Genomic DNA, 14,107 nt, shown 5'->3' on the forward strand with positions numbered 1-14,107 from the left:
ATTTGAGACGTATGATTTAATATCCCATACAACTTCAAATCAATAATAGAAAAGTCTCACAACGTATGTTGTGAGACTTTTTTTATGTCTTTTTTTCTAATTGTATTTATACAACAACTTGGAGTTTATCTAATTCTTATGTTCTTACAATTAAATCTGAAGTGATATTTTAGATGTTTTTCATATGGTAATGTCCATATTTACAGTGAATTACTGTAAGTTTTTTCTATGTTTTTGATATTAGAAGAAAATATTAAGATTTGTAATTAATTGATAATCAATAATAGCGAAGTGGTATAGCGGGAAAATTGTGTATTTCGTCGATATTAATTAACATAAAATTAGGTTTGTATAAGCGGTCTGATTTATCTTCGTTGCACCTTAATCCAACTTAACTATGGGGAAATTATACCTTTTTCTTACTTTATTGTTATGCTCTACGGTAACGGCTTTTAGTCAGTGTGCCGAGGTAGAGACATTTACTGTGTGCGACATGACTGTTGTAGATGGTAACGGTGATTCAATTCCAGATGGAATCATAAATCTCTATGAAGAGTTCTCTGCAATTACCGGAACAACAATCACTCCTGCAGATGGGATGTGGTTTGATCCTAACTTTAACTTTGCGCTTGATGTGGTAACTGGAGATCTGTATCTATGGGATCTTGATAGCTCATCTGAAGATATTGCAGACTATCAGTTCGAGTTTCTTAATGGAGCTACAGGTTGTCCAGATGATGTGCAGTTTTTATTCAATGTGGTATTAGGACCGTTTGCTGGAAATCCAGTACCTCCATCTGGATCTGGAATGGCAAATGTATCTGTTTGTGAAGCTGGATTAGTGGGTTTTGATTTGTTTCAAGTATTTGGGTCGATTCCAGCTCCTCATGAGAATGGTTTTTGGACTTTTATAGGTAATGATGGAGATCCCAGCAATTTTCAGTTCTTATCGCAAAATGGTAGGTTCGGAGCAAGCATTCCATATACACCGAATGACGGTAGTTTAGTGGATTCTGATGTTTTTGAGTTTACTTATACAGTACCAGGAATATCACCTTGTGTGGCAGAGTCTACTTCAAATTTTCGAGTGGAGGTCGTTAGAGATGTTCAGGCAGGAGATCCTGGTTCAGAGTTTATTTGCCAGTCAGAAATGGTAGCGGGAGGAATTTGGGATAGAGATATAAGGCTTGCAAGTGAATATTTAGTCAACGAGGATATAGAAGGAACGTGGTCGAGTGATTTTGATCCAAGTGGTCAAATTTCAGGACCTGGGGATGACGTTATAAATATTTACGAAGCTTATTTAGACTTTGTTACTAATAATGGACAAGATATTGGATGTCTAACATTTGGTTATACATATACTGTCGAACCTAGAATAAATTTAGCAAATTGTAATGAGAAATTATCAACGATAACATTTACTATAGCCGAAGAAATAAGACCTTTCTTTCAAGACAATCCATACGAAATTTGTGAAGATGCAGATACTCCTAGCACTATTAACTTATATGATCAATTAGAATTTACAACTGAAGTCTGGAATAACCCTTCAACGGGGATGGATCAGGATATTCTATTTGACTATCCAAATGAAAATTGTACTAATTGGGAGCTTGTGTCTGGCCCTTCTGGCTTAGGAATCTTAAGTAATACTGGTATGGTACCTGGAACTAGTTCAATCGATTGGTGTAGTGCCTATATATTAGGTATTGGTTGGACTACTGATTACAGGTCAACAGGAACTATAAATTTTCAATCGGCCGAGCCTGGAACTTACGTTTTTAGATATACGGTGTTGCCTTCATATCATTGTCAAGTTGTTGATACTTGCAATACCGACGCTAGCTGTACTCATCCTTGTGATATACAAACCGCGGATGTAACTGTTATTGTTCATCCTAAAAACTATGCAGGAGAAGACACTGCAGATCTTGAGATTTGTGAAACAGAGAGTCCTATAGTACTTACAGACTTATTAGATGTAAATGAAACTGAAGCTTCTATTTATGTAGGTGAAGACGGGGTATGGACTAATACTGCAAATGGAGACGTAGTTGATAATAACTTTGAAATACCTAGTATTACAGACTCTCAATTATTCAACTTTGAATATAATACTATAACAGAAAACGGATGTGAAGACAGTGCTACATTAAGCTTTACTGTATATGAGCAATACGATCCAGGAGAAAGTGGACCGCTCGCAGTTTGTAGTGATGCAGCTGAGGTTGATCTCTTTACTCTTTTAGGGGGAACTCCGGATACTAACGGTACTTGGTCTGGCCCTGATGGTTTTACAACCACAGATAACGTTGCTCTATTTACACCTGGGACAAGTGTTGAGGGTGAATATATTTATACCGTACCAGCAAATGGAACGTGTCTAGAAGCATCTACAACGGTAGATGTGACTTTAGGAGATGCAATATATGCAGGGGAAGATACTACGGGTGTTGAGTTATGTAATACAACGACAACTGTAGATTTAATTACACTTCTAGAAGATAACGGCACAGACACTATAGATACTAATGGTGATTGGACTGATAGCTCTGGAGCGGTTATAGTAAATCCATTTACAATACCATCGATTACAGATTCTCAAACTTTTGAGTTTATTTATACTACTGGAGGTGGTGGTTGTGAAGATACAGCGACTTTATCTTTTACAGTTTTTGAGCAAGGTGATGCTGGTATAGATGCAGCTTATGAAACTTGTGAAGATGGAACCACTATAAATCTCTTTACATTATTAGGAGGTACACCAGATATAAATGGAACTTGGTCTGGCCCTAATGGATATACCACTACGGATAATGAAGCTAACTTTGACCCATCTGTAAATACAGAAGGCGCTTATATTTATACTATAGCAGCAAATGATGCATGTGAAGCGGTAACTGCTACGGTGACGGTTTCATTCTTTGCAACAAATTATGCTGGAGAAGATACTACGGGAGTGGAGCTTTGTGATAATAGTTTTACAAATCCTCTTGATCTAATTTCACTATTAGAAACTAACGGGACAGATGCAGTTTACGTTGGAACACAAGGAGTTTGGACAGATACTGTCACCGGCGATGTAGTTAGTAACCCATTTACTGTCCCTGCTGTAGATGGGCAGCAAGTATTTAACTATACGTACACAACAACTACAGATGATGGTTGTGGAGATGCAGCAACATTATCTTTTACAGTATTTGAACAAGGTGATGCTGGGCTAGATGCAGCTTATGAAACTTGTGAAGATGGAACCACTGTAAATCTCTTTACATTATTAGGAGGGATGCCAGATACTAATGGTACTTGGTCTGGACCTAGCAGTTTTACAACAACAGATAATAATGCGGTTTTTGACCCATCTGTAAACTCAGAAGGCGCTTATATTTATACTATAGCCGCAAACGGAGCATGTGAAGCAGTAACAGCGACAGTTACGGTTTCATTTTTTGCAACTAATTATGCTGGAGAAGATACTACGGGAGTGGAGCTTTGTGACGATAGTTTTACAAATCCTATTGATCTAATTTCATTACTAGAAACTAACGGTACAGATACGATTTACGTTGGAACACAAGGAATTTGGACAGACACAGCTACCGGTGCGGTAATTTCTAATCCGATTACAGTTCCTGCGGTAAATGAGCAGCAAGTGTTTGATTTTACCTATACAACAACTACAGATGATGGTTGTGGAGATGTAGCTACATTATCTTTTATTGTTTTTGAAAGTAGTAATGCTGGAACTGGAGGTACTTTTCAGGCTTGTGAGGATGGTGCTATTGTTGATTTATTTACAATTTTAGGAGGAAGTCCTGATATTAATGGTAGCTGGTCTGGTCCAGAAGGATATGCTACAGCAGATAATAATGGTTCTATTGACCCAATGACCGCAGTGAACGGTGACTACGTGTATAGTATTGCAGCAAACGGAGCATGTGATGCGGTGAGTGCAACGATATCAGTAAGTATTGTACCTGTCTCAAACGCAGGAGACGATATAGATACGTTTGTTTGTGCAGGAGATTACACAACTTCTTTATTTGGATTATTATCTAATGATGCTCAGCTTACAGGAGAGTTTATAAATATCGATACATCAGAAACTGTAATAGATGGATTAATTGATGTGGGAGCCTTAGGTGAAGGTACTTTCTCATATCTATACATAGTTTTTACAGATGCTTGTGGTCAAGATGATGCAACTATTACATTTACTATTACACCGGTTATGGCGCCTACAGTAGTATTAATTGAGCCATTTATCTGTATTAATGATGGAGTTACCTTAGGGAATCTTGTTGTTAGTGTAGAAGACTTTGTTTGGTACGCTTCCGCGGAAGGTGGAGATCCATTACCATTATCTACTTTATTAGTAGATGAGACAACTTATTATGTAAGTGCGGTAGATGACAACGGATGTGAATCACCTAGAGTACCATATCTAGCAGATGTTTTACCACTAAGCGACGGAAGATGTCAGATTCAAATCTCTGATGGAGTGTCAGACAATGATGACGGTCAGAATGATTTCTTAGAATTAGGAACTTTACCAAATATCTTCCCGAATTTTGATATTCAAATTTTCAATAGATACGGAACTATCGTTTACAGAGGAAATAGAAATACTCCACTTTTTGATGGAAGTTCTAATACAGGATCTGGATTAGGTGATCAACTACCTACAGGTGTATATTTTTACATCTTCTATCCTAATGATTCAAACTCAGAACCGATAGACGGATCTTTTTACTTAAGTAGATAAAAAAACAACCTCAAGATGAAATTTAAAATATTCATACTAGCGGCATTTTGTAGTTTATCTACGTTTGCTCAACAAGAACCACAGTACACTCAGTACATGTACAATCAAGGTGTGGTAAATCCAGCCTATATGATTAATGAACCAGGACTTATAAGAGTAGGTAGTTTGTACCGCTCTCAATGGGTAGGTCTAGATGGTGCGCCAAAAACTGCAAATGTTTTTGCAAATATTCCTCTTAACGAGCGTGTAGAAATAGGCGTAAACTATGTGAATGATCAAATAGGAGACGTACTCACTACAAATAATTTTAATGTAAATTTTGCTTACAGAATTAATGTAGCAGAAAGTACAAACCTATCTTTTGGATTAAAGTTAGGTGTAGATAATCAGAGTCTTGATTTTACAGGTCAAAATGTAGGCGGAGATTTAGCTTTTCAAAATGGAGAAACCACCTCGCTAGATGTTGGTGTAGGAGCTTTTCTTTTTAAAGATAATTACTACATTGGGTTAAGTTCGCCAAGCGTGATACCGTATAAAATTGAAAATTTAGGCAATGGTGATTCCTCTATTCTATATAAGAAGGATCCTACTGCATATTTAATGGCAGGTTACGTGTATGATGTGAGTGATGTGCTTAAAATAAAGCCTTCTGCTGTTGCAAAATGGATAAGCGGGGCACCATTAACCTACGACCTTTCATTAAATGCCTTGTATGACGAGAAATTTGAACTCGGGTTTTCATACAGACATCAAGATGCTATCGCAGCACTAGCAGGATTTAATATTACAAATGATTTAAAAATAGGATACAGCTATGACTTTAATGTGAGCGATCTTAATCGTTTTAACAATGGAAGTCACGAGGTAGTACTATTATACACATTTGATTTGCTAGGCTTACAAAAACGTTACATCTCACCAAGATTTTACTAAGATGAAAAATATATACACATTACTTATTATACTCTGTGTAAGTGCAAGTGCATTTGGGCAAGTACAAAAGGGAGATCGTTTTTTTAATAAAGGAGACTACGCTAGTGCTGCAAAGTATTATGAAGTGGCTTTAAGAAAAAATAACTCTAAAGAAATACTAGGGAAACTTATTGACGCTTACTATTTAGATCAAGATTATAGAAGCGCATCTATATATCTTAATCAGCTAGTAGGACAGCGATTTAATGACGAGGATAGAACATATGATAATGAGTTTAATTTCAAAATGTTTCACGTACTTAATACTACTTTAGATTCTGATCAGGGTATTGACTACCTTGATATTTATTATAAAAACAAAGGTGAAGACTTTGATAAAGTCGCTGCTATTAAATTATTGGAAGATTTAATGAAGAAAAATCCAAAATTTGACGCTACCAAGAGTAATATAAGCTCAGAAGCAGACGACTTTGGACCCGTAAGAGTAGGAGATAGTGTTTTCTTTACATCAGATAGATTAAATGACGATGTGCTTAGAACCTTATTTGCAAGGCGTTTTAAGACTACACAAAGACCATTCTTAGATATTTACGGAGTACGAGTTAATGACAAAAATGAACTCGCAGGTGAAGCTGTAAGACTTAAGCAAGGAGTAAACTCACCACTTCATGATGGTAATCTGTGTTTTAACACAGCAGGCGATGAGATGTACTTATCTCGTAGTGCTTATAAAAATGGAGATAGCGGGAAGATGTTTGATGAAGAACAAACTAATAGGGTTCATCTTTATAAAAGTGTTCGTATTGATGGAATATGGAGAGATGCAGAACGTCTGTCATTTGTAAATGAAAATTATTCTTACATGCATCCTACACTTACTAGAGATGGAAAGCGTTTGTACTTTGCCTCAGATATGGAAGGAGGTCTTGGCGGGTTTGATATCTACTATGTAACCGTACAGCTAGATGGCACCTATAGTACTCCGGTAAATTTAGGGCCTACAATTAATACTATTCATAGAGAGCAATTTCCATTTGTTTCAAACACAGGGGATTTATATTTTGCTACAGATGGACGTTTAGGTTTAGGTTTGCTTGATATTTTTGTAGCACCACTCACAGTAAAAGGGTTCACAGAGCCTATTAACCTAGGAGCACCTATTAATTCTAAATATGATGATTTTAGTCTAAGTTACTATTCTGATAATAATGGACTGTATGCCACTAATCGTAGCGGAAAAGATGACGATATTTATAGTTTTGTACAAACTGGAGAAATCATAACTCGCGAATTTAAAACGCAGTTTGAAGTGCGTGATGCAGATACTGATGAACTTATCTCAGATGCAACAATACAGATCCTAGGATATCAAGGTAAGGAAGTTTATTCAGATCGTAAAGAGGATGCTGCGCCTTTCCAAGTGCCACTTACTGTAGATGATTATACTTTTATAGCCTCCGGAGATAATCATGAAGAAGGGCGTATGGATATTCAAATACGAGGCGTACAGACTGCACCTTATGTAATCAAAGTAAAGAGAATATTTACAGACAGTGAGCTCGCTCTTATGAAAGAAAAGAATCTTTCTAAAGATCTTAAAGTGAAAGATCCAAGTCGTTTTGAGTTGCTTACAGATGTAAATGCGCCGCAAGTAGTAGAGAGGGAAGGCAAGCTGTTTATGGATGTAGCACCTATTTATTTTGATTTTGATTTACATGTAGTACGTGAAGACTCAAGAGCTGTACTTGATAGACTGGCAGCTAAGCTTGTCAAATACGAGCGTATTAAAATAAAAGTAAGTTCTCACACAGATAGTCGTGGTCCAGCAGCATATAATATGCCGCTATCAGAAAAAAGAGCAAAAAGTACCTTTGACTATCTAGTTAGTAAAGGAATTGATGCTTCTAGAATACAATACCAAGGATATGGCGATACAGAGCCTGTGATTAACTGTCCTGTAGGTAAATGCACAGAAGATGATCATCAGCTTAACAGGCGTAGTGAATTTGAAATCACTGGTTATTAATAAGCATTTCTTTAAATAACAAAATCGGCAATTCAATAGAGTTGCCGATTTTTTTTTGTTTTACGCTTTCGCGAAAGCGTAACCTACACCATTAATTTACTCTTCCAGTGCAGTTAATATCTTTGGGAAGAATGATGTGTGAACCTCATGAATTCCAGAAAATACAACAACTTCAAGACGATTGCCAAAAAGAGCAGAACCGTTGAGATGCTGTTCTGTAACACGAGCTTCTGTGATATATTCGTCTTTATCTCCATAAATATATGTGACTGGAGTTGTGGTAGAAAGATGCTCAAAATCCGTCGGATTTAACTCGGCTGGTATCGCGCCAGAATGTAGTAAAAGATAGGAACAATCTATTTTTCTAGAAGCAATCCATCTGGTGACGATAGATACACCTTGAGAATACCCCATCATGATCACGTTTACAGCACTTTTATCGATAGATGCTAGTTCTGTAGTCCATAGCTCATCAAGGTAATTAAAAACATTGTCCTTCTCTGTTTCTGTATTTTCTTTAGTGAGCCAGCTAGCGCCTACATATTTAAAACGCTTGTCTTGGTAATATTTACTAGGTGCCTGTGGGGCTATGATGTAATTCTCTTCTGGTGGAAGCTCCTTGAAGTAATTGATAAAATACCTTGACAAGTAGCCCATGCCGTGAAAAACGAACCAAATATTCTTAGTTTTTTCTGATAGCTCGTTAAGGGTGGAGTACGTATTAGTATGTGTGTAGGGTATATTTTTTTCTATCATGAATAGTGAAAAATTTTATAGGATATATGTTTCAAGGTAATCTCGCAATATTGCATAAAAAAAAACCACTCATGGAGTGGTTTTTAAATAGAATAGGATCACCTATATGTTAATTCCTACAGGTAGTAATTTTTTGTATTTACGTCTGTTAGAACGCATGAATTTTGCAATTTCAGGACTCGTAGGTACGAGGCTTATTTCTCTCTCTGCAACTTCATTAAATACTGCTATAATAAATTCATTCATGTGCTCCTCTGTGCCTTCTGGCATGAAGATTTTTGTCAGGAAGATTTTACGCTCTTGTAACGAGTATTCCATTTTTGCCATTTTCCCTGCAAATGTTGCTTCAAACTGTCTTTGGAACTCATTATCTGTCAATTCAACTGCTGTCGTCGCTTCCATAAATTTTGAAAAATATTTAAAGTATTTGTAAAATTATTAACGGGGTTATTAGAAATCTCTCCTTAATTTTGACCCCTAAGAGGCAAGAAATAATAAGATAATCAAATCTTAATAATTTCTTTTTGAGAAAGTCTTGCAAATGTATAAAAAATTCCCGAAATAGAGCGCTTCTCTTATGTTAAACCCTTACTTATAAGTTAGATGACGCACGTGTATTTAATGCCAGGTATGGCGGCCAATCCTTCTATTTTTGAGAATATAAAGTTACCCGAGGATTCTTATCAAATTCATTTGCTAGAATGGTTCATTCCAGAGGTAGATGAGTCGCTACAAGACTATGCCTTGAGAATGACAACTCATATTAAGCATGACAATGTCGTATTGCTAGGCGTTAGTTTTGGCGGGATACTCGTACAAGAAATGGCAAAGCATATTAAGGTGGCAAAGCTTATCATTGTAAGTAGTGTTAAGACTAAGCATGAGTTACCACGTAGAATGAAGCTTTCGCGAAAGCTAAAGTTATACAACATATTGCCTACGAGATTAGTAGAAGATATAGATACACTTGCAAAATATGCCTTTGGCGAGACTATAAAAAATAGAGTGGCACTATATAAAAAGTACCTATCTATGAATGATAGAAGGTACTTGAGTTGGGCAGTAAAAGAAATGGTCTGTTGGGATCAAGAAACTGCGCCGTCAGGAATTATTCACATACACGGAAGTGCAGATAAGGTCTTCCCATTGAAGTATATAGATAACTGTATTAATATAGAAGGAGGGACTCACATTATGGTGATAACTCGAGCAAAATGGTTTAATAAAAACTTAATCGAACTGATTGAAAATGATTACATTGATTTAAAATAGAAAAGATGATGATAATGATAAAGAAAGTTGTTGCAGGTATTGCAGTAGTAGCTATTGCAGGCCTAGTTATAAACTCTGCACAAGCACCACAAGAAGAAGTGGTAGAAGAAAAAGGAGAGGTGCAGAATGAAAAAATGACATCAAAGAGGTTACTTAATGACTATAACGTGTATGCCATCCCAATGCCAGATGGATTAAACTTTGCAGGTGAGGCAGTTCCTGTTGAAAATCCGGATATACTGGAACGTATGGATCGTGAGCTCCTTGTGAACACGTACTGGCAGTCTAATGCGTTACTTATTTTTAAAAGAGCAAATAAGTATTTTCCAACGATAGAAAAGATTCTAGCAGAAGAAGGTGTGCCAGATGATCTTAAATATCTGGCAGTAATAGAAAGCGGACTGACACAAGCAGTTTCTCCTGCTAGAGCGACTGGTTTCTGGCAAATTCTAAAAGAAACTGGAAGGGAATACGGTCTAGAAGTAAACGATAATGTAGATGAGAGATATCATGTAGAAAAATCTACACGTGCTGCTTGTAAATATTTAAAGCAGTCTAAGGAGAAATTTGGAAGCTGGACAGCTGCAGCAGCTGCTTATAATGCAGGTAATTATGGAGTTTCTCGTCGTTTTAAAGAGCAAAATGTACAAGACTATTATGATTTGCTTTTAGGAGAGGAAACTGGTCGTTACGTATTTAGAATTATTGCTCTTAAGGAGATTTTAAGCAATCCAAAGAAGTATGGTTTCAACTTTAGAGCAGAAGATTTATATGCAGAGGTACCTACATATAAGGTTGAAGTAGACACAGCAGTGACAGATTTTGTAAAATTTGCAGAGCGCTTTGATATCAACTATAAGCTTCTTAAACTTCACAACCCTTGGTTACGTGAGACTAAACTCAATAATAGTTCAGGAAAGAAATATTATATAGAGATACCAGAAAAAGGTGCTTACACACTAGGTAGATAATACTCATAAATAATCAATTAATAAATAGGCATCTCATTTTATAAAATGAGATGCCTATTTTTATTTATAACACTCTCTAATATGGTATTTTTATTGAAACAAAATTTAATAAAATGAATGCATCAGTTATTATAGCGCTTATAGCCATAGGTCTTATTGCCGGAGTGTTGAGTGGTGTTATGGGAGTAGGTGGAGGTGTTATTATGATACCTCTTATGATTATGTTACTGCACTTTAATCAGCATGAAGCTCAAGGTACGAGTCTTGCTGTGCTTGCAGTTCCGGTAACATTCCTTGCTGCTTATAATTACTATAACGAAGGCTATGTAAACTGGAAATATGCTGCGGTTATCGCTGTGTTTTTTGTGGTAGGCGGGTTTCTAGGATCAAAACTAGCTGTAAATCTTGATCAAAAAACGCTTAAAAGAATTTTTGGAGCGGTGCTTCTCGTTCTTTCTATAAAAATGCTGTGGGGTAAATAACTACTAATTGATAACTATAGGATCATCACTTAGTAGTTGCTGGTTGTACAGTAACTCTGTAAGCATCCCTTTGTATAGTTCAAAATTATTGGTAGTAGATAATGCTTCATCTTGAGACAGCTTGTTAGATAGACGTCTTTTAATATCTATAATTTCCTTATCTGAAGTAATTGTGTAAGCAAGAGGAAGCCCTAAAGAATGCTTAAGGTTCTTGATAACCAAAGAGTAATTATTCTCAGAATCATCAACATAAAGTATGTCTATATTGCGATCGTAGTCTTTACTTAATTTTTTTACTTGCTTAACATCTCCCCAAAATAGAAGTACGATCGCTACATCATCACCATATTGATTTGCCAGCTCATTAAGAGCAGCTTGCTCTCCTTTGCTACTTATTCTCCAGCTAGAATAGGTGAGTAGCATTACAGGTTTATTATAATCTGCTAAAGATTTACTTTTCTTTGAAGTGGTTTTAACCTTAAAATTATTCATCAAAGATCCCACAAGTTTATCCTCTACAAGATTATCAAAAAGCACTTTGACTTTGTCTTGTTCAAGATTTCTAATAGCTTCTTCGGCTTGTAATAAATAAGAAGGAAGGTGAGCGTCTAGCGCTTCAGAAAAGAACATCTGAGAGTTCTGTGCTGATAGGTTAGAAATTGCTGTAAATACGAGTAAAAGTAATAATTTTCTCATAGTCTAATGATTTGGGACTATAAAGATAGGAGGGAAGAAAGGTGTAGAAAAATATTTTCGTTAACTGACTTATAAATTGGGTTAAAACGCAATAATCTGTACTATATTGATTCTTTTAGATGCGTAAAAACTTGATATTTAGTACTTTTTGTAAGAATGTCATATTCTTGTTAGTTTCCCTTATGAGAATTTCACTTCAAATATTGCCTGTTAATTCCCGTCTTTTTTAACGGATTTTAATAGTCTTGGTGTGTTCATCAAGGTTGGATTTTGAGTGCGTTGTGTAGAGGTGTTTTGGTTACGCTCTAATAAAGCTTCTTTCTCAAGTTTGCTCTTTTCATCTAGATTTTCTTGTCCATATTTTGGTTTATTTTCTTCTCGATTTTCTAGAGTTCCTTCTTTTATATCTGAGCTTTCAGATAGCGGTTTGATTGTTGGGTCATCAGTAGTTGAAAAGAAACCAGCATCAATTTCGGGTAGGGGTATTCCTTGAATTTTAGTAAGCTCAAACGGAGCTTCTCCTTTAAAAATATCCTCCTTGCTCAACAACTCTTCATCACCTCTCCAGTTAAAGCCCTCAAAAGTTTGTGGTTCATTCTTAAATTGTGATTCGGGAAAAATGGTTCCTCCCGGGCTTTTAAGTTTATTAATCTCGTCTATCGTATTTTCAAAAAAAGTAATTTCTATACGAGCAGAGGTTCCTCTGTCTATGCCTGTAAGGTCACCGTTTTCTTCACGCATATACATTATTGTCTCTGCGTTGTTTATAATATCTACCTGCTTAAGCTGATTTTCATCATCAAAAAAGCCATATAGTTTTTGTCCTTTGACTTGGTTAAATCCAGAAATCGTGTCTTTCTGAGCGATAAACGCATTATCAAAAACCTTTAGAGAATCTATTTTTTCTGTTTCTAGATTATTGAGAAGGTGAATGCTATCTCCTGTAATTTGGCTTTTCTCACTCCATAGTATAGGCTTTCCTATCATTTGAGTAAGTCCTGTGCGCTGGTTACTATGCAGGGAGTCGCTTTTACCACTCATATTACTCTTATAAAGTTTTACGTTCTTAAAAGCTCTTATAATTCGGTTCTCCGGCTTTCCAGTAAGTAAAAGTCTGTCGCCATGTACGTACACAGAGTCATTATCTTCTACTGTGATAGCAACTGCTCGTTGTGTGATTAAAACAGAATCCTTTGCTCTGTACACTTCTGCATAATGTCCTTTTACAAGACTTTTATTTAAGGTGTCAAGAACTTTGATGTTGTTAGTCGCACTTGCAAAGTTTCTATTTCTGTCAAAATAGAGGCTATCTCCATATACTTGCCTATTGTCATAATCTATTCTCGAGTTCTTTACAAAATAACCATAATCATTTGCAGTGTCATAAAACCCGCGCTCACAATATACCTTAGATGTTGAACTCGTGATTGTGGTAGGGCCATACAAATAAGCATGTTCTGGGACGCTGTAAAAGTCTAGTTGCTCGCTATTAATTACGTACTCAGTATTTGTAACCACAACATCGTTAATAAAAGAGATTTTATCCTGCTCTATATAGTAGCGACCTACGCGGCTAGTTATTTTACTATTAGGTGATGTGACAACTCCTCCTGTGCGATAGTACGCTTGCTGGCTTATGCGATTAAAGTACATGGTGTCTGTGGTTACTGTTGTAGTGTCTTTCTTTAAGAAGACATCACCTGCTGCATAAGCAAACTTAGTATCACCATTATATTCTATATATCTACCACGCATCGAGATAGAGTCACCTTGCTTTAAGCGTACGTTTCTGTATGCTTTTACAAAGTTCTCATCTTTATAATAAAAAGCAAGATCGCACCACATTTCGGCACCTTCGTGTTGTATGTATACTTGCTTGTTTGATTTCTGAAAAATAATTGCGCCAGGAAATTCTTCTTCATTGATGCGTTCAATGTCAGATTCTATGAGGATTTCTTTAGGTTGGTTTTGTTGCGCTTTCGCGAAAGCAGAACATAAAAACATCCCAGTAAGTAAAATGTAAAAGTAATTTTTCATCAGTGTCAAAAATAATCAAATTGCCTGCCGAAATCGATAACAGTTTATCAAAAAGGATGTGATACCGCCTTGTATCTACATTAGGGTATTCTTTTAACGTAATTTATTTGAGATAAGTGTATATAAAAAGCCTCCAGATATGAATCTGAAGGCTTTTTTATAATTT

General features: G+C 36.1%; 9 protein-coding genes and 1 pseudogene. 6 read left to right on the plus strand and 4 right to left on the minus strand.

The window, feature by feature from the left end:
- Positions 1-397: 397 nt before the first annotated feature.
- The 3 genes and pseudogenes from ACJJVW_RS12300 (at position 398) to ACJJVW_RS12310 (ending at position 7,727) form a co-directional block, all read left to right on the plus strand.
- Positions 398-4,768, plus strand: coding sequence for a gliding motility-associated C-terminal domain-containing protein (locus ACJJVW_RS12300; protein ID WP_405252195.1), 4,371 nt, complete (start codon positions 398-400; stop codon positions 4,766-4,768).
- Positions 4,769-4,783: 15 nt separating this feature from the next.
- Positions 4,784-5,641: pseudogene (locus ACJJVW_RS12305) on the plus strand (type IX secretion system membrane protein PorP/SprF); the annotation flags it as partial.
- A 61-nt stretch (positions 5,642-5,702) separates the two neighbouring features.
- Entirely contained in the window at positions 5,703-7,727 is a 2,025-nt protein-coding gene (locus ACJJVW_RS12310) for an OmpA family protein (RefSeq protein ID WP_405252197.1), read from the plus strand.
- Positions 7,728-7,823: 96 nt separating this feature from the next.
- On the opposite strand, the gene ACJJVW_RS12315 is transcribed toward ACJJVW_RS12310, so the two are convergent.
- Both ACJJVW_RS12315 and ACJJVW_RS12320 read right to left on the minus strand, forming a co-directional pair.
- Positions 7,824-8,483, minus strand: a complete 660-nt coding sequence (locus tag ACJJVW_RS12315) for an alpha/beta hydrolase (RefSeq protein WP_405252199.1) — start codon at positions 8,481-8,483, stop codon at positions 7,824-7,826.
- A gap of 102 nt (positions 8,484-8,585) precedes the next feature.
- Positions 8,586-8,885 carry a hypothetical protein gene (locus ACJJVW_RS12320; RefSeq protein WP_013749656.1) on the minus strand — a complete coding sequence of 100 codons (300 nt, stop codon included), beginning with the start codon at positions 8,883-8,885 and terminating at the stop codon, positions 8,586-8,588.
- A gap of 201 nt (positions 8,886-9,086) precedes the next feature.
- Here ACJJVW_RS12320 and ACJJVW_RS12325 point away from each other — a divergent pair, with 201 nt between their 5' ends.
- From ACJJVW_RS12325 to ACJJVW_RS12335, 3 genes are all read left to right on the plus strand, one after another.
- Positions 9,087-9,755 (plus strand): alpha/beta fold hydrolase, encoded by a 669-nt coding sequence (locus tag ACJJVW_RS12325; protein ID WP_405252201.1) that lies wholly within the window; start codon positions 9,087-9,089, stop codon positions 9,753-9,755.
- Positions 9,756-9,763: 8 nt separating this feature from the next.
- Positions 9,764-10,726 (plus strand): lytic transglycosylase domain-containing protein, encoded by a 963-nt coding sequence (locus tag ACJJVW_RS12330; RefSeq protein ID WP_339848538.1) that lies wholly within the window; start codon positions 9,764-9,766, stop codon positions 10,724-10,726.
- A 113-nt stretch (positions 10,727-10,839) separates the two neighbouring features.
- Positions 10,840-11,208, plus strand: a complete 369-nt coding sequence (locus ACJJVW_RS12335) for a sulfite exporter TauE/SafE family protein (protein ID WP_298325638.1) — start codon at positions 10,840-10,842, stop codon at positions 11,206-11,208.
- Positions 11,209-11,211: 3 nt separating this feature from the next.
- Here the strand turns inward: ACJJVW_RS12335 and ACJJVW_RS12340 are convergent, their stop codons facing one another.
- Complete coding sequence (locus tag ACJJVW_RS12340) at positions 11,212-11,904, minus strand: redoxin domain-containing protein (protein WP_339848485.1); 693 nt, start codon at positions 11,902-11,904, stop codon at positions 11,212-11,214.
- 210 nt (positions 11,905-12,114) lie between these two features.
- On the minus strand, positions 12,115-13,941 hold the full coding sequence (locus ACJJVW_RS12345; RefSeq protein WP_405252203.1) for an OstA-like protein: 1,827 nt from the start codon (positions 13,939-13,941) through the stop codon (positions 12,115-12,117).
- Positions 13,942-14,107 lie beyond the last annotated feature (166 nt).

This window comes from Dokdonia sp. Asnod3-C12 (genome assembly GCF_045063975.1).
Taxonomy (GTDB): domain Bacteria; phylum Bacteroidota; class Bacteroidia; order Flavobacteriales; family Flavobacteriaceae; genus Dokdonia.